Source organism: Lactococcus sp. SK2-659 (assembly GCF_020218185.2).
Classification (GTDB): Bacteria; Bacillota; Bacilli; order Lactobacillales; family Streptococcaceae; genus Lactococcus; species Lactococcus lactis.
This window is the reverse complement of sequence record NZ_JAIWQZ020000002.1, coordinates 147,329-170,587: the sequence shown is the minus strand read 5'-3', so window position 1 is coordinate 170,587 and position 23,259 is coordinate 147,329. Positions and strand designations below refer to the sequence as shown.

21 protein-coding genes, 1 tRNA gene and 1 other annotated feature are annotated in these 23,259 nt (G+C 35.9%); of the genes, 14 read left to right on the top strand and 8 right to left on the bottom strand.

All coding sequences use genetic code 11. The features are described 5' to 3' along the window. Window positions 1-389: 389 nt before the first annotated feature. Both LDP15_RS07965 and LDP15_RS07960 read left to right on the top strand, forming a co-directional pair. On the top strand, window positions 390-1,223 hold the full coding sequence (locus tag LDP15_RS07965; RefSeq protein WP_015425627.1) for an SDR family NAD(P)-dependent oxidoreductase: 834 nt from the start codon (window positions 390-392) through the stop codon (window positions 1,221-1,223). 227 nt (window positions 1,224-1,450) lie between these two features. Then, window positions 1,451-2,731, top strand: a complete 1,281-nt coding sequence (locus LDP15_RS07960; RefSeq protein WP_015425626.1) for an O-acetylhomoserine aminocarboxypropyltransferase/cysteine synthase family protein — start codon at window positions 1,451-1,453, stop codon at window positions 2,729-2,731. 404 nt (window positions 2,732-3,135) lie between these two features. On the opposite strand, the gene LDP15_RS07955 is transcribed toward LDP15_RS07960, so the two are convergent. Continuing rightward, window positions 3,136-3,276: a hypothetical protein gene (locus LDP15_RS07955; protein ID WP_158414567.1), complete on the bottom strand. Its 141-nt coding sequence runs from the start codon at window positions 3,274-3,276 to the stop codon at window positions 3,136-3,138. A gap of 142 nt (window positions 3,277-3,418) precedes the next feature. Here LDP15_RS07955 and LDP15_RS07950 point away from each other — a divergent pair, with 142 nt between their 5' ends. From LDP15_RS07950 to plsX, 4 genes are all read left to right on the top strand, one after another. Next, entirely contained in the window at window positions 3,419-3,544 is a 126-nt protein-coding gene (locus LDP15_RS07950; RefSeq protein ID WP_255596467.1) for a hypothetical protein, read from the top strand. A 313-nt stretch (window positions 3,545-3,857) separates the two neighbouring features. Further along, on the top strand, window positions 3,858-5,495 hold the full coding sequence (locus LDP15_RS07945) for an ABC-F family ATP-binding cassette domain-containing protein (protein ID WP_014570333.1): 1,638 nt from the start codon (window positions 3,858-3,860) through the stop codon (window positions 5,493-5,495). A gap of 126 nt (window positions 5,496-5,621) precedes the next feature. Next, the gene (locus LDP15_RS07940) at window positions 5,622-6,434 is read left to right on the top strand and encodes a Cof-type HAD-IIB family hydrolase (protein ID WP_015425625.1); all 813 of its coding nucleotides are present in this window, start codon (window positions 5,622-5,624) and stop codon (window positions 6,432-6,434) included. Window positions 6,435-6,536: 102 nt separating this feature from the next. Then, the gene (gene plsX, locus LDP15_RS07935; protein ID WP_225513351.1) at window positions 6,537-7,532 is read left to right on the top strand and encodes a phosphate acyltransferase PlsX; all 996 of its coding nucleotides are present in this window, start codon (window positions 6,537-6,539) and stop codon (window positions 7,530-7,532) included. 452 nt (window positions 7,533-7,984) lie between these two features. Here plsX and LDP15_RS07930 read toward each other — a convergent pair whose 3' ends face one another. Both LDP15_RS07930 and LDP15_RS07925 read right to left on the bottom strand, forming a co-directional pair. Beyond that, complete coding sequence (locus LDP15_RS07930; protein WP_015425623.1) at window positions 7,985-9,298, bottom strand: APC family permease; 1,314 nt, start codon at window positions 9,296-9,298, stop codon at window positions 7,985-7,987. Window positions 9,299-9,459: 161 nt separating this feature from the next. Beyond that, window positions 9,460-9,897, bottom strand: coding sequence for an OsmC family protein (locus LDP15_RS07925; protein ID WP_003132235.1), 438 nt, complete (start codon window positions 9,895-9,897; stop codon window positions 9,460-9,462). Window positions 9,898-10,059: 162 nt separating this feature from the next. Beyond that, window positions 10,060-10,294: a binding site (T-box leader), on the top strand. Window positions 10,295-10,398: 104 nt separating this feature from the next. On the opposite strand from LDP15_RS07925, the gene trpS reads away from it, so the two are divergent. The 8 genes from trpS to lpdA all read left to right on the top strand — a co-directional run bounded on the left by trpS (window position 10,399) and on the right by lpdA (window position 19,724). After that, window positions 10,399-11,424 carry a tryptophan--tRNA ligase gene (gene trpS, locus LDP15_RS07920; protein WP_015425622.1) on the top strand — a complete coding sequence of 342 codons (1,026 nt, stop codon included), beginning with the start codon at window positions 10,399-10,401 and terminating at the stop codon, window positions 11,422-11,424. 116 nt (window positions 11,425-11,540) lie between these two features. Continuing rightward, the gene (locus tag LDP15_RS07915) at window positions 11,541-12,191 is read left to right on the top strand and encodes an HD domain-containing protein (RefSeq protein ID WP_015425621.1); all 651 of its coding nucleotides are present in this window, start codon (window positions 11,541-11,543) and stop codon (window positions 12,189-12,191) included. A gap of 80 nt (window positions 12,192-12,271) precedes the next feature. Then, complete coding sequence (locus LDP15_RS07910) at window positions 12,272-13,117, top strand: glycerophosphodiester phosphodiesterase (RefSeq protein WP_015425620.1); 846 nt, start codon at window positions 12,272-12,274, stop codon at window positions 13,115-13,117. A gap of 200 nt (window positions 13,118-13,317) precedes the next feature. Continuing rightward, the gene (locus tag LDP15_RS07905) at window positions 13,318-14,319 is read left to right on the top strand and encodes a lipoate--protein ligase (RefSeq protein WP_010905078.1); all 1,002 of its coding nucleotides are present in this window, start codon (window positions 13,318-13,320) and stop codon (window positions 14,317-14,319) included. 88 nt (window positions 14,320-14,407) lie between these two features. Beyond that, entirely contained in the window at window positions 14,408-15,532 is a 1,125-nt protein-coding gene (locus tag LDP15_RS07900; protein WP_010905077.1) for a thiamine pyrophosphate-dependent dehydrogenase E1 component subunit alpha, read from the top strand. 2 nt (window positions 15,533-15,534) lie between these two features. After that, the gene (locus LDP15_RS07895) at window positions 15,535-16,515 is read left to right on the top strand and encodes an alpha-ketoacid dehydrogenase subunit beta (RefSeq protein ID WP_015425618.1); all 981 of its coding nucleotides are present in this window, start codon (window positions 15,535-15,537) and stop codon (window positions 16,513-16,515) included. After that, window positions 16,508-18,112: a 2-oxo acid dehydrogenase subunit E2 gene (locus LDP15_RS07890; protein WP_015425617.1), complete on the top strand. Its 1,605-nt coding sequence runs from the start codon at window positions 16,508-16,510 to the stop codon at window positions 18,110-18,112. Before LDP15_RS07895 ends, LDP15_RS07890 begins: the two co-directional genes overlap by 8 nt. Before the next feature lie 193 nt (window positions 18,113-18,305). Next, the gene (gene lpdA / locus LDP15_RS07885; protein ID WP_010905074.1) at window positions 18,306-19,724 is read left to right on the top strand and encodes a dihydrolipoyl dehydrogenase; all 1,419 of its coding nucleotides are present in this window, start codon (window positions 18,306-18,308) and stop codon (window positions 19,722-19,724) included. 70 nt (window positions 19,725-19,794) lie between these two features. Here the strand turns inward: lpdA and LDP15_RS07880 are convergent, their stop codons facing one another. From LDP15_RS07880 to LDP15_RS07860, 5 genes are all read right to left on the bottom strand, one after another. Beyond that, window positions 19,795-19,968 carry a helix-turn-helix transcriptional regulator gene (locus LDP15_RS07880; protein ID WP_225513350.1) on the bottom strand — a complete coding sequence of 58 codons (174 nt, stop codon included), beginning with the start codon at window positions 19,966-19,968 and terminating at the stop codon, window positions 19,795-19,797. Window positions 19,969-20,081: 113 nt separating this feature from the next. Then, entirely contained in the window at window positions 20,082-20,837 is a 756-nt protein-coding gene (gene recO, locus LDP15_RS07875; protein WP_015425615.1) for a DNA repair protein RecO, read from the bottom strand. Window positions 20,838-20,935: 98 nt separating this feature from the next. After that, a complete protein-coding gene (locus LDP15_RS07870) occupies window positions 20,936-22,111 on the bottom strand; it encodes a pyridoxal phosphate-dependent aminotransferase (protein WP_042229974.1) in 1,176 nt (391 codons plus the stop codon). A 151-nt stretch (window positions 22,112-22,262) separates the two neighbouring features. Beyond that, a tRNA-Lys gene (locus LDP15_RS07865) sits at window positions 22,263-22,335 on the bottom strand. 241 nt (window positions 22,336-22,576) lie between these two features. After that, on the bottom strand, window positions 22,577-23,098 hold the full coding sequence (locus LDP15_RS07860; RefSeq protein WP_003132215.1) for a GNAT family N-acetyltransferase: 522 nt from the start codon (window positions 23,096-23,098) through the stop codon (window positions 22,577-22,579). Window positions 23,099-23,259 lie beyond the last annotated feature (161 nt).

Here is a 23,259-nt window from a genome sequence, read left to right as displayed (position 1 = left end):
TCCTCACTACAATTTTACGTTATTTCAGATAGCAAGTCCAATTAAACGCTGTACGATTTATTCTATAAACCATTTATAAAAAATCAATTTCTTACTAAGAATGCTTCAAACTAGCATTATCACTCAATCATCAGGTCCTTATAGTTAGAATTGATTTATAGAAAAGGGATTCTAAAAATACAAAAACATTTTCTTTTTCATTTAAGTTTCATTTCAGCATTATAACGTATAATAGTTTCCATACTCCTAAATAAACTTTTTTCATAAATACTCCTAAAACTTCCGTTTACTCCGCGGAAGTTTTTTTAGTCTTTGATTTACTAAAGTGGTATAATTACTTTTAAAATCATGAAAACAAGATACAGACAAATTGAAAGGACTCTAAAGAGATGACACAAAAAATTGTTGCAATCACAGGTGCTTCAAATGGAATGGGGTTTGAGGCAGCAGAACTTTTTGCCAAACGTGGTTGGAAAGTTTACGCTGGTGCACGCCGCGTTGAAAAAATTCCACAATACGATAACAACATCAAAGCACTAAAACTGGATGTTACTAGCTCTGAATCAAACCAAGCCTTTGTGAAACAAATTTTAGATGAGGCAGGTCATATTGACGTCCTCATCAATAATGCAGGTTATGGCGAATACGGACCAGCCGAAGAAATCCCAATGGATAAAATTCGCAATCAGTTTGAAACCAACTTCTTTGGTGCGGTTGAATTAACTCAACTTGTCTTACCAACAATGAGAGCTCAAAATTATGGACGAATTGTTAATATTTCATCAATTGGTGGAGATGTCTATATGCCACTTGGTGCTTATTATCATGCTACAAAAGCCGCCCTTCAACAATGGTCTGACGTTTTGGACCTCGAAGTTGCCCAATTTGGTATCCGTTCAGTTTGTGTTCAACCTGGTGGAACTCAGTCAAGCTGGGGAAATATTGCCCTAGAAAATTCTAAAAAGAATATGAGTTCAAACTCTGCTTACCAACCTTTGGTAAATTCTGTTGCTTCAGGACTTAACCGTTTTATGAAAAATAGTGCTAAAGCTTCTGATTTAGCTGAAGTTTTTTATAAAGCTGCGACAGAGATTAAACCGAGCCTTCGCTACCTCCACTCTTTCGGTGATAAATTCATGGTAAATGTTGCTCGTAAACATCCAAAAATCTTTCGTAAAGCTCTTCTTATTACAATGCGTTACTTTGAAAAGCACAATCAATAAAAAAATACAACCTTGAGTTGTATTTTTTTATTTCTACTTTTAAAAGTTCTATCAGTTCCATTAAAAAATCATATCGCTAGAATTTTCTGAATTTCTTATAATTATAATAAGTTTTATAGCTAAAGGAGAAAGCTATGGTTCAAGAATTGCTGACGAATAATCAACGAATGTGATTAACGACTATTTTTTATACTAACTAAAATTTTCAAAAATAGGAGAAAAAAACTATGACTAATCACAATTATAAATTCGACACTTTGCAAGTCCATGCAGGACAAGTCCCTGATCCTGTCACAGGTTCACGCGCCGTTCCCCTCTATCAAACAACTTCTTTCGTTTTTAACAATTCAGACCATGCCGAAGCTCGTTTTGCTTTACAAGATCCTGGAGCTATTTATTCACGTTTAGGAAATCCAACCAACGATGTTTTTGAAGCACGCATCGCAGCTCTTGAAGGTGGAAGTGCAGCCCTTGGTGTTGGTTCTGGCTCAGCAGCTATTACTTATGCCATCTTGAATATCGCTACAGTCGGTGATAATATTGTTTCCGCCAGTACCCTTTATGGTGGAACCTACCACCTTTTTTCTGGGACTTTACCAAAATATGGAATTACAACTAAATTTGTCAATCCAGATGACCCGAATAATTTTGAAGAGGCGATTGATGAAAAAACCAAAGCTATTTATTATGAAACTTTGGGCAATCCGGGAAATAATGTGATTGATTATGATGCCATTGGTCAAATTGCTAAAAAACATGGAATTCCCGTTATTGTTGATGCAACGTTTACTACCCCTGTGACCTTTAAACCATTTGAACATGGTGCTAATGTAATTGTTCATTCAGCAACGAAATTCATTGGCGGTCACGGTACTTCTATTGGTGGAGTCATCGTTGATGGCGGAAACTTTGATTGGGCAAATGGTAAATTTCCTGATTTTACACAAGCTGATGAAAGCTACAATGGGATTAAATTTGCCGAATTGGGTGAAATTGCTTTTGTGACTCGGATTAGAGCTATTTTATTACGTGATACGGGTGCGGCTTTATCGCCTTTTCATTCTTGGCTTTTCTTACAGGGGCTAGAAACACTCTCACTCCGGGTAGAACGTCACATCTCCAATACTAAAAAGATTGTAGAATTTTTAGACAATCATCCTAAGGTGGAACTTGTTAACCATCCTCTGCTTGAAAGTAATTCCTATCATGCGCTCTATCAGAAATATTATCCAAAAGATGCTGGATCTATCTTTACCTTTGAACTCAAAGACAAAGATGAGAAAAAAGCGCGTGATTTGATTGATCATCTTGAAATTTTCTCACTTCTAGCCAACGTTGGAGATACCAAATCATTGGCCATTCATCCTGCTTCGACCACTCACCAGCAGCTGAATGCCGAAGAACTTGCTAGTGCAGGGATTTCCAAAGGAACCATTCGATTATCGGTTGGTATTGAAGATGTAACTGACTTGATTGCTGATTTAGAGCAAGCATTAGAAAAAATATAAAAAATGAGCGGTAACCAGCCGCTCATTCTTTTGTTTAGGAGTAAACTTTATGAAAAATTTTATTGGAATAAGTATATTATAGTCAACTTGACTTAAGTTTTACTAAAACTAGGCTAAAATGAAACTTGATTTATACTTGTATGCTAAACATACAAAAAATTTATCTTTGTGGTTTCTAGCATTGATTTAAAACTGTACAATCCTACTAACACATTTTACTTATCTAAGGAGAAACAATGTCATATACAGGTTACGAAAAAACTTTAGGTTAATCCGCGAACAAAAAGGATTGCCTTTGTCCTAATTTCAAAAAGTAGGAATCGACTTTTTGATATCAATGATTTAATTTTAAATACTCTTGGAGCAATATTGGCTTTAGTTTTTTAAACTTACTCAAATATTTTTTAGAAATTAGAAGTTGTTTTAGGAAGAATATTTGTTGGTGTTTCATAAAAAACAGCCTTATCCCCAGAAACATTTATGGAAGTTTGGCGAACGTTAGGATTTGGATTTATTAACAAGTCTATTAGGTAGTCTATTTTCAATTCTACTGTTTATTTATGTTGTAAATATTTCTGTAGATGCCAAAGAAAGTTAGGAGAAGGATAAAATATGAATAAAAACTATTTATAGGAGCCTTAATTTTTTAGTCCTAACATTATTTATTTGGGGATAGGAATTCCTGCCGTGCTTATCTTTAATCAGTTGGGATATTCTTCAAATGTTTTCATAACATTTGAAGAATTTAATGGAATTGGTTTTGTGGCTTTAGCTATTTCAATTATTTTATTCATTAAAAATAGCGATAAATAAAAAAATGAGCGGTAACCAGCCGCTCATTCTTTTATTTAGGAGTAAACTTTATGAAAAATTTTATTGGAATAAGTATATTATAGTCACCTTGACTTAAGTAATGCTAAAATTACGCTAAATTGAAACTAAACTTCATCTTTTTGTAAGAACATGAATGAAAATCTTGTCAAGATTTATAAAAAAGTGGGCTTTATAAAGTCCAAGATTTATGATAAAATAAGGGCAGAATGCTTATTTTTTAGCACAAAAGTAGTCAAACTACTTTATCGAAAAATATTTGAGAATTTTTCTCATCAATAAAAAAGGAAAATACATGCTTACAGTATCTGATATTTCATTACAATTCTCTGACCGCAAGCTTTTTGACGAAGTAAACATCAAGTTTACACCGGGAAACTGTTACGGTTTAATCGGTGCCAATGGTGCTGGTAAATCAACTTTCTTGAAAATCTTGGACGGTGAAATTCAACCAACAACAGGTCACATCTCAATGGGGCCAAACGAACGCATGTCTGTTCTTCGTCAAAATCATTACGATTACGAAGATCAAACACCACTTGATGTCGTGATGATGGGGAATGAAAAACTTTTCGCCATTAATCAAGAAAAAAATGCCATTTACATGAACCCTGATGCGACAGATGATGACTTCATGAAAGCTGCCGAACTTGAGGCAGAATTTGGTGAAATGGGTGGTTATGAAGCCGAAGCTGACGCTGCTCGTCTTTTGCAAAACCTCGGAATTAAAGCTGAACAACATACAGATTTGATGGCCAATTTGACTTCTGGCGAACACGTTAAAGTCCTTCTTGCTAAAGCACTTTTTGGTAAACCTGATGTGCTTCTTCTTGACGAACCGACCAATGGACTTGATATTCAAGCGATTGCTTGGCTTGAAGAATTTTTGATTAATTTTGAAAATACCGTTATCGTTGTTTCCCATGACCGTCACTTCTTGAACAATGTTTGTACTTACATGGCTGACCTTGACTATGGTAAAATCAAACTTTACCCAGGGAACTATGATTTCTGGAAAGAGTCTTCTGAACTTGCTCTTCGCTTGCAAGGTGACCAAAACCGTAAAGCTGAAGAAAAAATTGCCGAGTTGAAAGAGTTTATTGCTCGTTTCTCTGCTAATGCGTCTAAATCAAAACAAGCAACATCACGTAAGAAAATGCTTGATAAAATTGAAGTTGAAGAATTCGTTCCTTCATCACGCAAATATCCTTTTGTTGGTTTTGAACAAGAACGCGAAATCGGTAATGATTTACTTCGTGTAGAAAATCTTTCAGTTGCGATTGAAGGAGAAATGATTATCGAAAATATTTCATTCATCTTAAATCCTGGTGATAAGACCGTATTTATTGGTCAAAACGATATTCAACAAACAACGTTACTTCGTGCTTTAATGGATGATGTGGAAGATAATTGGACCGTAACTGGCGATATTAAATGGGGAGTTACATCTTCTCGTTCATATCTTCCAAAAGATAATACCAAAGATTTTGATACAAGTGATTCTATTCTTGACTGGTTGCGTCAATTTGTATTGACAAAAGAAGAAGATGATAATACTTATCTTCGCGGTTTCCTTGGACGTATGCTTTTCAAAGGTGAAGAATCTTTAAAAGCTGTCAATGTCCTCTCAGGGGGAGAAAAAGTTCGTGTCATGCTTTCTAAAATGATGCTTCAACGAGCTAATGTGCTTGTTCTTGATGACCCAACTAATCACTTGGATTTGGAATCTATTTCTGCACTTAATGATGGTTTGAAATCATTTAAAGGCTCAATCCTCTTTGCTTCACATGACCATGAATTCATTAATACTATTGCCAATCACATTGTTGTTCTTGGTAAATCTGGTGTCATTGACCGTATTGGTGAAACTTATGATGATTTCTTAGATAATGCAGAAGTCCAAGAAAAAGTAAAAGCACTCTGGGCCGATTAAATTTATTATTATTTAGTTCGTTTACACTGTTGTGTAAACCAAGTTTACAGTTCTGTCAGTAAAATTTACTGACAGAATTCATTTTCATCCACTGTTAGCGCTAACAGTGGACTGGGGGGAGAAGTCATGAATCAAAATTTAAAACTTTTTGCGACAGATATGGACGGAACTTTTCTGCGCAATGACCATTCGTATAATCACAAAAAACTCGCTGAAGTAATTAAAAAAATTCAAGATAAAAATCTTCTTTTTGCTGCTTCTTCTGGACGTTCTTTACTTGGTTTGATTGAAGTTTTTTCAGAATATAAAGATCAAATGGCTTTTGTTGCTGAGAATGGTGGAGTTGTTGCTTATAAAGGAGAAATTCTCTTTGCAAAAGATTTGACTGTTGCTCAAACGCAAGAATTAATTGATGACTTACAAGAGATGCCGTTTAGTCCCAAAAATGATTATTTAATTTCTGGCCTTAAAGGTGCTTATTATCCTGAAGGTATTTCTAAAGAATACCTTGCTCATGCAAAACTTTATTATCCTAACTGTCAACTTTACCATCGCTTAGATGAAATTGATGACAAATTGCTCAAGGTTACAACCAACTTCCCCGAAGACCACGTGCGTGACTGTGAACAATGGATTACAGACAGACTCTCTTTCGTAAGGGCAACAACAACTGGTTTTACTAGTATTGACATCGTGCCAAATGGTATTTCTAAAGCTTCTGGTTTGGCACATTTGTTAGCACATTTTAACTGGCTCCCTGAAAATTTAGCTGTTTTTGGTGACCAAATGAATGATTTGGAAATGTTTGAATACGCTGGTTCTTCTTTTGCTGTCAGTAACGCAGCACCTGAAATTCTTGAACTAGCTGATAAAGTCATTCTTTCTAATGACGAAGATGCTGTACTGGTTGAGATTGAAAATATTTTAAATGAAGAATAATTTTATTCAATAGATTTCCTATTGTGAAAAAAAGTGACTATCTGGTCACTTTTTTTGTTATAATTTTAATGAGAGATTATTTGATTTGGAGAAAATAAAAATATGAAAATTGCAATTGATGCAATGGGAGGAGATTTTGCTCCCGAAAATATTGTCAAAGGTGTAAACTTGGCAAAGAAAGAACTTTCTGATGTTACCTTCCAACTCTACGGAGATGGGGCAAAAATTCGTCAATTTTTAGACGATGAAACAAATATTGAAATTGTTGAAACAACTGAAGTCATTGATTTTCATGATGATCCCGTTGCTGCCATTAAATCAAAAAAAGACAGCTCACTTGTCCGAGCTGTAACTGCTGTGAAAAAAGGAGAGGCTGATGCAGTCTTGTCTGCCGGCTCAACTGGTGCACTTTTAACCGCCGGCTTACTTTTGGTTAAAAGAATTAAGCAAGTGTCACGTCCAGCCTTGATGTCAACCTTACCGACAGCTGATGGTCGCGGTTTTGATATGCTTGATTTGGGAGCAAATACTGAAAATACTGCCCATCATCTCGTTGATTTTGCCATTCTTGGTTCTTATTACGCTGAAAATGTTCGCGGCATCAATAAACCACGTGTTGCTTTGATTTCTAATGGTGCCGAAGAATCTAAAGGTTCGCCAACTGTCAAAGAAGCGCATGAAATTTTGTCAGCTATGTCTGAAATCAACTTCATCGGAAATATTGAATCTCGTGATTTACTTTCAGGTGGGGCTGATGTTGTAGTAACCGATGGTTTCACGGGAAACGCCATTTTAAAAGCGATTGAAGGAACAGCAACTGTTCTCATGAAAGAAATAAAATCAGTCATCATGGCCGGTAGTGTCACCACTAAAATTGGTGGGGCTCTAATTAAAAAACCTTTGTCTGGACTTAAAGATTTGATGAGTACAGATGGAGCTGGTGGAGCTGCTTTTGTTGGTCTTAAAGCACCTGTTGTTAAAGCTCACGGAAATTCAAGTGAATTGGCGATTGCCTCTGCCTTGAAACAAATTCATAAAATGTTGGAATCAGATGTTTCTGGTAAATTAGTCGAACATTTTGAAAAAATGGACAAATAAAAAACTCGGGAAACCGAGTTTTTTTTACTGACAGAATTGAGCTGTCAGTATTTTTTATCTACCATTTATACTTCGTACCGAAATAGTTAAAGATAATCATATCAACAACTAAAATTATAAGGAGACTCTTTTTTCAAAAAAATAGAATAAATAAACAAAATTACAAAGAGTGGAATAAAAATCCAAGCCCAAAAAACTTTTTTCTGATAAAACTTTTCGGGTAATGGTTTTCTCGATTCATTTTTGTCCTTAATGAAAAAAACTAAAACTAGTCCAATTATTAAAGCAGTAAAACTAGCATTTTGTATTGAATGACTGGGGATGAATTGCAAAATTAGACCAATTATTAAAAAAATACTGCTCAACAACCAAAATGTATATTCTTTTTTTCATATTTTTCTCCTTATTTTACTGACAGCTTTCTTCAGTAAAATAAAATATCTAAAAATTACTTACAAACGTTTAACAGTATTGACATCTGCTCCTTTTGACTTTTCTTGGTGTTCTTTGAGCCATTTTTCACGTTCATCATCATCTAATTTAACGACAAAATAAATCATAACAAGTAATATCAAGATTCCTAAACCTAAAATTAGGACGGATAAAGTAAAGCTTGTCAGTAAAACCAATGAAAAGAGAACCGAACCAATTCCAATCAAAAGGAATTTTTTCTTAATGTTAGCAAGTCCAGTTGATAAATATTGAACAAAACTCATAAAGACAGTCAGGCCACTCAGAAAAACATAATTTCCACTCAAAAAGAGAGCTATTCCACAAACTGTCGTCAAAATAATTGCCCAAGTGGGGGTTCCAAAGCGATTATTTTTAGAAACAAACATAGGCACATCTTCATGAGCCTGAGCCAAACTGGCTAAAATTGTTGGTGTATTAAAAGTGGTCGCAACAATAACACCAAAAATTGAAAAACATATTCCGACAACAAAGAGCGGAATTCCAATGCTACCCACGATTTTACTAAAAGCTGTTGCCGCAGGCACAAGTGTTTTAGTCAGCTCTGGCCCCAATGCCCCAATGGTAATGGTTTGAATAATCAGATAAACAGCCAAACAGGTTAACATGACAAGGGACATCATTTTTGGTAAATTTTTTGCTGGATTTTTCATTTTTTCAGCATTCACCGGTAGAAATGAAAAGCCAGTGAAGAAAAAGAACACAGTACCATAAGCTGACAGAAATCCTTTAAAGCCACCTAAATTTGCTGACGAAGCTGTCAGTAAATTTGGACTTAAAAAATTAAGACCACGTACCAACCATAGGCAAGTAAAAATAAAAACAAGAACTAAGACAATTTTCACAAAAGAAGTCAGATTATCTAAACCAGCAATAATTGAACTCCCAAAATAGGAGATAATTCCTAAGGTTAAAATAATGATGATACCAATTAACCGACTATTAAGATTTGGAAGAATCATTTTCATTGCTGTCAGTAAAGCCGAAACCTCTGTAGCTAGTGTCACTGTACCTAGCAACCATGTCACCATTCCCACAATAAAGCCTGGAAAACGCCCAAAAGTTTCTTTAGCATAAACAAAAGCTCCACCATTTTTTGAATAAATCTTACTCATGTTGGCATAAGCAAAAGCAATCACAAAAATTGATAAACCAGCACATAAAATAGCCAGTAAACTCCAAATTCCTGCATCTTCATAAATTTTGCCAGAAAGTAAGAAAATTCCTGAACCAATAATGGAATTCACACCCAACAGAAAAATGGCTGCCGGTGATAATAATTTATTTTCTTTCATTGAGACCTCACTTATTTTAATTAAGTTAAGACTTTATTAAACTTATTGTTAGTTAAATTATATCAGAAAGGCCTCATTTTTCGTCATTATTTCACCAGTTTATGCAAAAAAACTAAGCTATTCATTGATAACTTAGTTTTTCATTTATTCTATAAAATAGACTAGCCTAAAGTTGCTTCAAGTTCAATATCGACTCCTGACAGAGCCTTAGATACTGGACAGCTTTCCTTTACTACTTTGGCAATTTCTTGAAAATCAGCTTCAGAAAGTTCTGGTACCACTGAACGATTAGTCAATTTAATTTTTGTAATCGCTGGACCATCTGCTGTTGCTTCAAAAGTAACATCTGCCGTTGTGTCAATAGAAGTTGCTACTAAGCCTTTTTGTCCTAAAACCATTGAGAATGCCATACTAAAACAGGCTGCATGAGCAGCTCCCAAAAGTTCTTCTGGTGTGGTAATATGAGCTTGACTTTCTGAACGTGCTTTGAAATTATAGGGAGTTTCTGTAAAAATTTGAGAACTTTCAGCAGAAATTGTGCCAAAACCATTTTCTAAAGTGTCCTCCCAATGTGCTGATGCAGTAGAGATATTTTTCATTTTTTTCCTCCTTAATAGAACTGTGCAATTGCTTTATGAATTGAATACTTAAGTTGTATTTGTAATTCTCTCTTGTAATTTGAGTATATCTTTTTGCAATTGTGAATTCAAGCAAATTGATTTTCTACTTTTTAAAGTTTGACAGTTCATTACAAAAAGTGTAAAATTTAAAACAACAAGAAAGTAACTTTGATTTTGAAATCTTTAGGAAGTTGGTGGTTGTGCAAACCAATGTTTTCAGCAAAGTGAATGGGCTTGTGATTAACTAATAAATTTGATTTAAAAAAATAAAGAATCACGGCCGCTTCCGTTACAGAGCAACTTGTTTTTTGACAAGTTCTAAGAAAATCATTTGATTTTAAATTTACGGTGGCACCGCGCTCAAAGCGCCCGTAGGACTTTTTATAGTTCTATGGGTGCTTTTTTTATTTTTTATTTAGTGTAAACCAGTTTACACTCTTCAATAATCAACCTAATCCAAACACACATAAGGAGAACAAAATGACAAAACCAACTATTTTAACTGGAGACCGTCCAACAGGAAAACTTCACATCGGCCACTATGTAGGCTCTTTGCAAAATCGTGTCAAAATGCAAAATGAAGATAAATACAATATGTTTGTCTTTTTAGCTGACCAACAAGCTTTAACTGACCATGCAAAAGAACCTGAACTCATTCGTCAATCTGTCGGTGATGTTGCCCTTGACTACTTAGCAGCAGGACTTGACCCTGAAAAATCAACCATTTTCATTCAAAGTCAAATTCCTGAACTAGCTGAACTCTCAATGTATTATATGAATTTAGTTTCACTTGCCCGCCTTGAACGCAATCCTACTGTAAAAACAGAGATTGCACAAAAAGCTTTTGGTGAATCAATCCCTGCTGGCTTTTTAGTGTATCCAGTTTCTCAAGCTGCTGATATTACTGCTTTTAAAGCCACTCATATTCCAGTCGGAAATGATCAAAAACCAATGATTGAACAAACACGAGAAATTGTTCGCTCATTTAATAATGCTTATCACACAGATATTTTAGTTGAACCAGAAGGAATTTACCCTGAAAATGAAGCTGCTGGTCGTTTACCTGGACTTGACGGAAATGCCAAAATGTCTAAATCTCTTGGAAACGGAATTTTCCTTGCTGATGACATGGACACACTCAAGAAAAAAGTGATGTCAATGTATACTGACCCTGACCATATCAAAGTTGAAGATCCTGGTAAAATTGAAGGAAACATGGTTTTCCATTATCTTGATGTTTTTGGTAAAGCTGAAGATGCAGAGCAAATTGCTGAAATGAAAGCCCAATATCAAGCGGGTGGTCTTGGTGATGTGAAAACAAAACGTTTCCTTCTTGATGTTCTTGACCGCGAACTTTCACCAATCCGTGAACGTCGTATTGAGTTTGCAAAAAATATGGACTACGTTTACGATATGCTTAAAGCAGGCTCACTTAAGGCCCAAGCTGTAGCCAGTCAAACTCTTGATGAAGTCAAGTCTGCTATGGGAATCAACTATTTCAAATAATTCATTTTCAAAATTTACTTCCTTAGCCCTACTAATCTTGAGAATTCGCCAGTTTACACTATTTGGTTTTAGTTGACACTGGTGTAAACTCAAGTCATTTATTTTGGAGATTTAACTTGATTGATTTAAAGAAAATTAAAAGATTTGCTCAAGAAATTCATGATAAAAATAATGATGGACATGGCTTTGACCATATTGAACGGGTTGTTGCTCTTGCTCAAAAAATTTTACTGACAGAGCCGTCAGCAAATCAAGAACTTGTTCTAACAACTTGTTATTTACATGATACTTATGATGAAAAATTAACAGATGATGTTCCTAAACAAAAAGCTAAAGTTGCGCAATTTTTAAATGAGCTTAAAATTGATAAAAAGCTCATTGATGAACTTTTTATGATTATTGACAACATGAGTTTTTCAAGTAATTTAATTGAGAGAAAAACACTCTCTTTGAATGGACAAATTGTGCAAGATGCTGACCGCCTTGATGCAATGGGAGCTTGGGGAATTGTAAGGACACTTGAATATGGTTGGGCAAAAAATCGAGTCTTTTATGACCCAAATCTGCCACCTTTAGATTACAATTCTAAAGAAGACTATCATAGTCAAAAAAATAACTCCACACTCAATCATTTTTATGAAAAATTATTTTTGTTAAAAGATTTATTAAATACAACCGAAGGAAAAAGACTAGGCGAAAAGCGTGATAAAATAATGCACCTTTTTGTCAGCCAAATCGAAGAAGAATACAAGGAAACTCATCTTTAATTTTTACTGACAGACCCTATCAGTGCTTCTTTTATGGCCTTGTCAGTAAAAATTATTCTCAAATCGAAAGGAAGTGACTAATGTCCGGCTTCACAAAAATAGTTTTTAAACTTCATAATTTTCTTGACAGAAATAAGATCAAAAATAATTTGAAATTCAAGCCAAGCCTCACTTCTAAAACATTGGTTTTTGCTCATCGTGGTTCTAAATCCAACTGTCCAGAAAATACATTGGCCGCTTTTCATGAAGCTATTCGTGTCCATGCTGACGGAATTGAGCTTGATGTCCACTTATCACTCGATAATGAATTAATTGTTATTCACGATGAGAAAATTGACCGGACAACAAATGGTAAAGGCCTTGTCAAAAATATGAATGCTATAGATTTAAAGAAATTTGATGCTGGTTCTTGGTTCAATCCAAAATTTACTGACGAAAAAATTCCAACTTTGTCAGAGGTTTTAAAACTACTTACAGACCTATCATTTACTGGTTATTTAAATATCGAAATTAAAACTGATAAATTTGACTATCCCGGAATTGAAAAAAAACTCTCAGACTTAATGACAGAAACTAAATGGCCCTTTAGCTATATTTATAGTTCGTTTAATTTTGATTCATTAAAAAAAATACACACTTTTGATTCAAAGGCTGAAGTTAATTATCTGACAAAAAATCTTTTGACCCTAAAAAGTCATTATAAAGGCAGCTCAACAGATTTTATTTCAGGAATTCATCCCCGAAGAACCTACGCCTTCAAGCACCCACTTCTTCTCAAAAGTTCAAAAAGACCCCTTCGTCTTTGGACAGTTAATCAAGAAACAGAAATACGACAAGCTTTTCAACAACATGTAGCTGGAATCATCACCGATTTTCCGGAACGTGCCCTCGAAATTCGTCGAGAAATCCAAGACCAGTCAAAATAGACTGGTCTTTTTTTTCATCTATCACAAATGATATCTATTTCACAATATTTTGAGGTGAAAATCACATAGTACAGTAATTGTAAGCGTAAAGCATTTCTCTTTACATTTTGTTTCACAAAGGGTATAATTAAATCGTGCGTGTTATTTTGTCAAACTTGTTTGACAAAATAAGCACAAGGATTTGGAAGGGATGCATAAACATGCAATTTATTAACTATCTAGGTCAAGACGCTTACACAAATATCGCGATGGACAGCTGGCTACTTTATCACCTAAAACCAACTGAGCCTGTTTTTGCTTTATGGCAAAATAAACGTGCAGTTATTGTGGGGCGCAACCAAAACACTTTTGCTGAAGTGAATCAAGACTACATTGACAGTCATGATGTTCAAGTTGTTCGTCGAGTATCTGGCGGTGGTGCAGTTTATCATGATGAAGGAAACATCTGTTTCACATTTTTTGTTCCTGTCGAAAATTCTGGCTCTGTCAACTTTAAAAAATTTGTTCAACCGATGTATGAAGCACTCCATGCTGTTGGAATCAAAGCTGAAATCACTGGACGCAATGACCTTGAAGTTGAGGGTAAAAAGATTTCGGGAAATGCCCAACGCTATGCCGGAGGTTATTTGATGCATCACGGAACCCTCCTTTGGGACACTGATGTTGAAGCAATGATTCGTTCTCTCAATGTTTCTGATGAAAAATTTGTCAGTAAAGCAGCTAAATCAGTTCGCGCTCGTGTGGGAAATATCAAAGATTTTGCCCCTGAGGACTTAACCTTAGATAGTTTTATTGACGCATTAAAATACTATCTCACAGACGAAGGAAAAGATGGTGAATTAGTTTTAACTGATGACCAACTTAGCTCAATCAAAAAAATACGAGATGAGCAATTTGCGACTTGGGATTGGAATTATGGCGAATCACCAAAATTCTCCTTCCAAAATCACGCTAAATTTACCGGCGGAGCCATTGATATTCAAGTCAATGTCGAAAATGGTAAAATCACTGAAATTAATTTCCAAGGAGATTTCTTAGGCGTTCGAGATTGGCGAGATATCAAAGAGCAATTTATTGGTCTTGAATTTGAACCTTCAGCAATTCTTGAAGTCCTTGAAACAAATAAAGAAGGACAATATTTTGGAACAATTCAAAATACTGAACTTTCTGAAATGTTCAAAGCTGACTACCGAACAGATTAAGTTATTTCACAAGCATAACCTTAGGAAATTTCTCCAAAAAATGATAAATTTCTAATTATAGACACATAAAATAGAAAGGGAATCTATTATGTCAAATTCAGAACAAATCTTAGATTTCAAAGCGCAGCTAGAACTGCAAGACACTACATTTCCAATGCTTCAAATTCTTAACGAAGAAGGAAAAATTGTTGACGAAGATGGTCTTAAACGTGCAGGACTTTCTGATGAAAAACTCGTTGAACTCTTTAAAAGTATGCTTTTTGCACGTCAAGTTGACATTCGTTCAATGAAATTAGCTAAACAAGGACGTATGGGATTCTTTGGACCTCACGCTGGTCAAGAAGCTTCTCAAATGGCCTCATCATTCGCTTTCACTGACGAAGACTGGCTCTTCCCAGGTTACCGTGACTTGCCACAAATTTACGCAAAAGGTTGGCCAATTTGGAAAGGTCTTCTTTGGTCTCGTGGACATCAACTTGGTAATGAGTACACTACCGATGATGGTAAACCTGTAAACTCATGGTTCCCACAAATTATCATTGGTGCTCAATACGTTGAAGCCGCTGGTGTCGCACTCGGACTCAAAAAACGTAAAAAAGATGCTGTAGCTTTCGTTTACACAGGTGATGGTGGTTCTTCACAAGGTGATACTTATGAAGGAATTAACTTTGCTGGAGCTTATAAAGCCCCACTTGTTGCCTTTATCCAAAATAACGGCTATGCAATTTCGACGCCTCGTAGTCTCCAAAGTGCTGCTCCTCATTTAGCTGCTAAAGGTTGGGCCGCAGGTGCTCCTTCTATCGTAGTTGATGGAATGGACGCGATTGCCATGTATCTTGCTTCTAAAGAAGCTCGTGCTTGGGCAGTAGCTGGAAATGGTCCAGTTGTTATTGAAGCAATTACAAACCGTTTAGAACCACACTCAACAGCTGGTGATGACCCACTTCGCTATCGTACTAAAGAAGACATTGAAGCTTGGTGGAAAAAAGAACCTCTCGTTCGTATGCGTAATTTCCTGACTGAAAAAGGACTTTGGGATACAGAGAAAGAGGAAGCTTATATTGCTGAACTTGATGCAGGTATTGATGCCGACATTAAGAAAGCCAACAATGTTGAAAAACAAAAAATTTCTAGCTTCATTAAAAATACACTTGAAGTGCCAAGCCAAGCAATGGCAGAACAAATTGCAAAATTTGAAAGCGAGGGCAAATAAGAATGGCAGTAAAAACTTATATTGCAGCAATTACAGAAGCGCTTGATTTGGCGCTTGAAAAAGATAAAGATGCACTCATTTTTGGTGAAGACGTTGGACAAAATGGTGGGGTTTTCCGTGCTACTGATGGTCTGCAAGCAAAATATGGAGAAGATCGTGTTTTCAATACGCCACTTGCTGAATCAGGAATTGGTGGAATGGCAATTGGTCTTGCAACACAAGGTTTCCACCCCATTATGGAAATCCAATTCGGAACCTTTATCTTTGAAGTTTTCGACTCAATTGCTGGACAAATGAGCCGGACACGTTATCGTTTTAATAACACACGTTCAAATAATATTGTCGTGCGTACACCTTATGGAATCGGAACTAAAACGCCTGAAATGCACGCGGATTCAATTGAAGGGCTATTTTCACAAATCCCCGGAATTCGTGTTGTAATGCCTTCAAATCCAGCTGATGCTAAAGGATTGTTGCTGGCTTCAATTGAAAATAATGACCCTGTTATTTTCCTTGAAAACCTTCACCTTTATCGCTCACTTAAAGGTGAAGTTCCTGAAGGTTACTATACTACACCACTTGATACTGCTGCAGTCGCTAAAGAAGGCTCTGATGTTTCAATCATTGCTTATGGTGGAACAGTTCCACTTGCTCTTAAAGCTGCTGAACAACTCGAAAAAGATGGAATTAAAGCTGAAGTCCTTGACCTCAGAACAGTTGCTCCTCTTGATATTGAGTCAATTGGTAAAACAGTTGAAAAAACTGGGCGTGTGGTCGTTGTTCAAGAAGCTCAACGTACAGCCGGTATCGCAGCGAATGTCATGGCCGAAATTTCAGAACGTTTTGTTTTGAACCTTAAAGCGCCAATTGGACGTGTTAGTGGTCCTGACTCAATTTTCCCATTTGCACAAGCAGAAAATGACTGGGCAGTTAAAGCTGAAGATATTGTGAATAAAGTTAAAGAGGTGGTTGACTATGACTGAGATTTTTAAAATGCCTGATATTGGCGAAGGAATGCACGAAGGAGACATTGCCAACTGGTTAGTTAAAGTTGGAGATGTTGTTAAAGAAGATGACCCAATTGCTGAAGTACAAAATGATAAACTTATGCAAGAAATTCTCTCTCCTTATTCTGGTACCGTAACAAAACTTTTCGTTGAAGCTGGAACAACGGTTGAAGTTGATTCTCCTTTGGTTGAGTTTGATGGTGACGGTTCAGGATCTTCTGAAGCTGCTCCTGCTCCTCAAGACACAGCTAGTTCTGATACTGCTACAACTGATGCACCTTCTGGAGAAGCTCAAATCTTCACGATGCCTGATATTGGTGAAGGAATGCATGAAGGAGATATCGCCAACTGGTTAGTTAAAGTTGGAGACGAAATTAAAGAAGATGATCCTGTTGCAGAGGTTCAAAATGATAAACTCATGCAAGAAATTCTTTCTCCATATTCTGGAAAAGTCACTAAACTTTTCGTTGAAGCTGGAACAACTGTAGAAGTTGGGGCTCCTTTGATTGAGTACAATGGAAATGGGGCTGCTCCAGCAGCTGCTAGTCCTGCTCCAGTCGCAGAAGCACCTAAAGCACCTAAAGCAGCTACTCCTGCAAATGCTCCATTGACTAAAACAACTTCTACTGGTCACATTCTTGCGATGCCTTCTGTTCGTCATTATGCACGCAAGGCTGGTATTGATTTAAGTCAAGTTCCTGCAACTGGTCGTCACGGTCACACAACGTTGGCCGATGTTAAAGCTTTTGAATCTGGCAGTGCCGCTCCTATCGCTCAAACAGCACCAGAAGCTGCTCCAGCACCTAAGGCTGATAAACCAAAACCAGCTGCTCCTGTTGCTGAAAAAGCGCCAAGCGTTAAAGCAGGGGCTGGTGATCGACGTGAAGCAATGAATCCAACTCGTAAAGTTGTTTCTAAAGTCATGACTGCTCAACATACACACATTCCACCAGTAACAAACTTTGACCAAGTTGAAGTTTCTAAACTCGTGAAACATCGTGCTGTCTTTAAAGAAATTGCTGCAAAACAAGATATTAAATTAACTTATCTTGCTTATGTTGCTAAAGCTTTGGCTACTACTGCTCATAAATTCCCAGATATCAATGCTTCTGTTGACTATGAAAAACAAGAAATTGTTTATCACGAGCATGTCAATCTTGGAATCGCTGTAAATGCTCCAACTGGTTTGTACGTTCCGGTGATTCATGAAGCTGAAACTAAATCAATTCTTGAAATTGCTAAAGAAATCGCTGAATTAGCTACTGCTACACGAGAAGGAACACTTAAACCTCAACAAATGCAAGGTTCAACAATTACAATTTCAAATATTGGATCTGCTCGTGGTTCTTGGTTTACACCAATCATTAATGGTTCTGATGTCGTAATTTTAGGACTGGGTTCAATCGTTAAAGAACCAATTGTTAATGGTGAAGGCGAAATTGTTGTGGGACAAAACATGAAATTGTCTATGACTTATGACCACCGTTTGATTGATGGGATGTTGGGTCAAACATCACTTAACTACTTGAAATCTCTATTGGCTGACCCTGAGTTCATGCTTATGGAAATCTAATAGGCTGTAATAAATGGTGCTAAAGCATCTATTTATTACAGGCGAGTCCCCTAGAGGATACTCGCTAATTGTCTTATTAGTAAAGGAACGGAAAAATATTGTTTTCGTTTCTTTCTGTCATAGATTTAAAAAACTAGTTTACAGTATTGTAAATTCAAGTTGACACTAATGTTTACAAGAAAGAGGATATATTATGGTTGTTGGTGCACAAGCAACAGAAGTTGATTTGGTTGTTATTGGTTCAGGCCCTGGTGGTTATGTTGCAGCCATCCGTGCGGCTGAACTTGGTAAAAAAGTTACAATTATTGAAAAAGATAATGTTGGTGGGGTTTGTTTAAATATTGGTTGTATCCCATCAAAAGCATTGATTAATATTGGTCATCATTACCAAGAATCTTTGGAGGAAGAAAAAGGAGAAAATCCTTTTGGTCTTTCTGTCGGAAATGTTAAATTAAACTGGGAATCTGCCCAAAAATGGAAACAAGATAAAGTTGTCAACCAGTTGACAGGTGGCGTTAAAATGCTACTTAAAAAACACAAAGTTGACGTGATTCAAGGAACTGCAGAATTTATTGATAACAATACAATAAATGTTGAACAAGAAGATGGGTTCCAACTTTTGCAATTTAATGATGTGATTATCTCAACTGGTTCACGTCCTATCGAAATTCCTTCTTTCCCATTTGGTGGTCGCATTATTGACTCTACTGGTGCTTTGTCACTTCCAGAAGTTCCTAAACATTTGATTATTGTTGGGGGAGGAGTTATTGGTTCTGAGCTTGGTGGAGCTTACCGTATGCTCGGTTCTAAGATTACAATTGTTGAAGGTTTGGACCACATTTTAAACGGTTTTGATAAAGAAATGTCTGATATCATTGCTAATCGCGTTAAATCTGCTGGTTCTGAAATTTTTACTTCAGCAATGGCTAAATCAGCTACTCAAACTGACAAAGATGTAACATTAACTTTTGAAGTTGATGGAAAAGAACAAACAGTGACTGGTGATTACTTACTCGTTTCTGTTGGACGTCGTCCAAATACTGATTTAATCGGCTTGAACAACACTGATGTTAAATTGACTGACCGTGGTTTGATTGAAGTTGACGATTCTTATGCAACTAATGTTCCTCACATTTATGCAATCGGTGATGTGGTTCCTGGTCCAATGCTCGCTCACAAAGCTTCTTTCCAAGCTAAAGTTGCTGCTGCTGCGATTGCTGGAGCTGAGGACGACGTGGACTTACACGTTGCTTTGCCTGCTGTAGCTTATACAACAACTGAATTGGCAACAGTTGGAGAAACGCCTGAATCAGTTAAAGACCGTAAAGATGTTAAAATTTCTAAGTTCCCATTTGCTGCAAATGGCCGTGCCATTTCAATGAATGATACTACTGGTTTCTTACGTTTGATTACTGAAACTAAAGAAGGGGCCTTAATCGGTGCTCAAATCGTTGGCCCTGGTGCATCTGACTTGATTTCTGGTTTGTCACTAGCGATTGAAAATGGATTGACTTCTAAAGACATTTCACTGACTATCCAACCTCACCCAACACTTGGTGAAGCGATTATGGATACAGCTGAATTGGCTGATGGCTTACCAATTCACGTTTAATAAAATTAAAAATCACTGACAGATTTGTCAGTGATTTTTTCTATGGATAAATTTACTAACGGAAAATTTGTCAGTAAATTTTTGTGAGTGTGATATCAGATTCACCAAGTTCAAAACGTGAAACTTGTTGCTTTGAAGTAATAAAATTTGGTGAATGCTCATAATCTCCTGCAACTTTGGCTAATGACAAATTTTTCATTTCGCGAATTTCACGAAAAACTCTTCCCCATGATTTTGAGTCCATAAATTATCCTCATTTTTTACTGACAGAAATATTTAGAGGTTTCTGTCAGTAATTTTAAGTTTTCCACTGTGGATAAATTTACTGACAGAACTTCTAGCAACTTATCCACAGATTTATTTCATAATATCTGCCCAACCAGACATTCCGTCCAAGAATTTTTTGGATTTGAGATGAATTCCGACATATTCATCGTAAAGCCCATCAATAAATTGACGAATTTTTAGTTTCATATCTGCTTTTATCGAGATTTTTTTGAGTTCATCTAAAGATATTTCTTGAAAAAGATTGACCAAATAAATCACATTTGGGTCAAGATGACTTCGTCGTAAATCTTCATCAAAATGTTGGGGACAAAGGCAGCCACTAAATTTATAAGAAAAATCAAAGGGGCCAACGTTTTTATGACAAAATGCACATTCTGAGAAGTTCAAAGAAATCCCAAAACGATGAAGAACTTGTAATTCAAAAATGTTAGTCACGACTTCCATATCAAATCCTTGATCTAAAAGCTCTAAACTTCGCTTTAGAAATCCATAAAGCCCTGGGTCGTATTGATTATCAGAAATGGCCGCATCAGCCAAACTTATGATATAAGAAGCATGAGCATTGATGAAAATATCTGAACTAATATTTTTATAAACGACCACTTCACTGACATCCTCGATAAAAGAAAATCCCCCGTCATTAATCGTTGCCGTCAATTTTCCATCAGTAAAAGCTTGTAAGGAACTAGCATAAGGGGATTTTCCAAAATTTTTGACAAAAAACATCCGTTTACCAAAAGACTCTGTAAAAATCTTGACCAATTTATCTTTTTCTTTGTAATTACGACTGTAAAGCACTAGACCTTGAGTTTCGGCATCACGCATGATTTTCTCCTTTCGATATTTTATTTCATTATATCAAAAAAATCACTGACAACTCTTCTAACTGTTATCAATGATTTTTAATTTTACTGACCGATTCCTCAGCCACGTTTTTTAGTCACATAATCCGTCAATCTTGCCATTGCTTGCTCAATCATATCCATTGAAGCCGCATAAGATAAGCGGACAAATCCTTCACCATACTGACCAAAAGCGATACCAGGAATAATGGCAACTGCATTTTCTTTTGCAAAATCCACAGCAAATTTGAATGAATCTTGTTCTAAATCAGCTGGAATTTTTGCAAAAATGTAGAAAGCTCCATCTGGTTCAATAATTTTGAAACCAAGGTCTGACATCTTTTCAATAATATAATCACGACGTTTAAGATATTCTTTTTTCATAGGAAGAGCATCATCAGCACCATTTTTCAAAGCTTCAATCGCTGCAAACTGTGACTGAGTTGAAGCCGAAGTCACCAAATATTGGTGAGTCTTAATAATCTGTGCCACTAATTCACGCGCTGCAAAGATTAATCCAATCCGCCAACCAGTCATCGCATGCGATTTTGATAAACCATTAAGTACGATTGTTTGCTCAGGTGCATATTCAGCAATTGATACATGCGGTTGGTCAGTGTAATTTAATTCAGAATAAACTTCATCAGCAATCACAAATACTTCATGCTTTTTCAAAACTTCAGCTAAAGCCTTAATTTGCTCCCGATTATAAGTTACCCCTGTAGGGTTTGCTGGGTAATTCAAAATAACGGCCTTAACTTTTCCCTCACGCTCGACAATCGCTTGTTCAAGCATCTCAGGCGTGAGAACAAAATCATTAGCTCTTGTATCAATTTCAACCAAAGAACCACCAGCAAGCGTAATTAATGGCTCATAACCAGGATATGCAGGCGCAGGAATCAAAACTTCATCACCAGAAACCAAAATTGATAACAAAACACTAGAAATGGCTTCCGTTACTCCAACAGTAACTAAAATTTCATCTTCTGCTGCATAAGATAAACCATATTTTTTATTCATAAATTCACTAGCTGCCTGACGTAGTTCTAGTAAACCAGCCATTCCAGTATAATGACTTTGATTGTTTTCGATTGCCGCAATCCCTGCTTGTTTAACATGCTCAGGCGTATAAAAATCAGGTTCTCCCAAAGTCAACTTTATAATATCAGGAATAGATGAAACTTGTTGGTCAAACTGACGAATCAATGAAATTTCAATTTTATCTAAATTAGGGTTAAATTTTTTTAATAAATCCATAAAACATCCTCTACTTACCATCCTGTTCTACTGACAGAAATCTTTTGACAATATTATACACTATTTTCAGACTATTTACTTTACTGACAGATTTCTGTCAGTAAAAAAAGCACTCTAAACTTTTAAAAATTTAGAGTGCTTTTACTATTTATGGCTCGGCAGGGGCTCGAACCCTGGACCCATAGATTAAGAGTCTACTGCTCTACCAACTGAGCTACCGGGCCAACTTATAAAAAGTTGAATATTTTGTGACCACTTCTAGAATTCTAAAATTCTGTGGTAGTAATGATAAATTGCTTCGCAATTTTTCTATCCGCAACCTTGAAGCAGTGCTTCAAGCCAACTGAGCTACCGGGTCAACTTACTAGCTTATTATACCGATTTATAGACCAAAATGCAAGAATTTTTATTATTTAAGTCTTAAATATAGAGTTACTAACAAAGAGTTTTAAACTCAATTGTTACTTAGTTAAAGGCTTCTGAGTAGTGAATTACTCCTGATTTTCCTTCTAAGCCACCGTCAGTTAATTCTTTAATCATAAAGTTCTCATCAGGGACTTCAAAGGGTGCTTTGATTTGATATTGACTTGCTGGTACATAACCAAACTTAGGATAATAAGTTTCATGTCCTAAAATACTAATAAACGGATAATCCAAAATTTTTGCTCTTTTTTCAAGTTCCAATAATACTGCTGCCCCAATTCCTTTACCTTGGTAAGTAGTTAAAACATCAAGAGGAGCTAAGACCAAACCTTTGAATTTTTGTGAGTCACTTACTATCTCTACCTCACTCAAAAGACCGTGACCAACGATTTTACCATCTTCAAAAGCAACAATTTCCAAATCTTTGATATAACCTTCTTCATTACGAATTTTATCAACAAGTTCAGCCTCATTACCATAACCATGTTCTGACTGACTAAAAGATTCACGAATAAGTTCAGTAACTTCTTTATAGTTTTCCAAATTTATTGTTTTAATTATCATTATCTTCCTCTCCTAATAAAATCTCTATCATTATTTTAGCAGTTATCCTTCAATTTTTCATTAGATATTAGTAATAAATTTATTTTCTGGTTTTTTAATTACAAGAAATTTACCTAATCTTGATTTCATTTCGATTCCGATAATTATTTGATATGATTACT

Coding starts and splice junctions, on each gene's coding strand:
- LDP15_RS07965 (WP_015425627.1), top strand. CDS start 390: ATGACACAAAAAATTGTTGCAATCACAGGTGCTTCAAATGGAATGGGG.
- LDP15_RS07960 (WP_015425626.1), top strand. CDS start 1,451: ATGACTAATCACAATTATAAATTCGACACTTTGCAAGTCCATGCAGGA.
- LDP15_RS07945 (WP_014570333.1), top strand. CDS start 3,858: ATGCTTACAGTATCTGATATTTCATTACAATTCTCTGACCGCAAGCTT.
- LDP15_RS07940 (WP_015425625.1), top strand. CDS start 5,622: ATGAATCAAAATTTAAAACTTTTTGCGACAGATATGGACGGAACTTTT.
- plsX (WP_225513351.1), top strand. CDS start 6,537: ATGAAAATTGCAATTGATGCAATGGGAGGAGATTTTGCTCCCGAAAAT.
- LDP15_RS07930 (WP_015425623.1), bottom strand. CDS start 9,298: ATGAAAGAAAATAAATTATTATCACCGGCAGCCATTTTTCTGTTGGGT.
- LDP15_RS07925 (WP_003132235.1), bottom strand. CDS start 9,897: ATGAAAAATATCTCTACTGCATCAGCACATTGGGAGGACACTTTAGAA.
- trpS (WP_015425622.1), top strand. CDS start 10,399: ATGACAAAACCAACTATTTTAACTGGAGACCGTCCAACAGGAAAACTT.
- LDP15_RS07910 (WP_015425620.1), top strand. CDS start 12,272: ATGTCCGGCTTCACAAAAATAGTTTTTAAACTTCATAATTTTCTTGAC.
- LDP15_RS07905 (WP_010905078.1), top strand. CDS start 13,318: ATGCAATTTATTAACTATCTAGGTCAAGACGCTTACACAAATATCGCG.
- LDP15_RS07900 (WP_010905077.1), top strand. CDS start 14,408: ATGTCAAATTCAGAACAAATCTTAGATTTCAAAGCGCAGCTAGAACTG.
- LDP15_RS07895 (WP_015425618.1), top strand. CDS start 15,535: ATGGCAGTAAAAACTTATATTGCAGCAATTACAGAAGCGCTTGATTTG.
- LDP15_RS07890 (WP_015425617.1), top strand. CDS start 16,508: ATGACTGAGATTTTTAAAATGCCTGATATTGGCGAAGGAATGCACGAA.
- lpdA (WP_010905074.1), top strand. CDS start 18,306: ATGGTTGTTGGTGCACAAGCAACAGAAGTTGATTTGGTTGTTATTGGT.
- LDP15_RS07880 (WP_225513350.1), bottom strand. CDS start 19,968: ATGGACTCAAAATCATGGGGAAGAGTTTTTCGTGAAATTCGCGAAATG.
- recO (WP_015425615.1), bottom strand. CDS start 20,837: ATGCGTGATGCCGAAACTCAAGGTCTAGTGCTTTACAGTCGTAATTAC.
- LDP15_RS07870 (WP_042229974.1), bottom strand. CDS start 22,111: ATGGATTTATTAAAAAAATTTAACCCTAATTTAGATAAAATTGAAATT.
- LDP15_RS07860 (WP_003132215.1), bottom strand. CDS start 23,098: ATGATAATTAAAACAATAAATTTGGAAAACTATAAAGAAGTTACTGAA.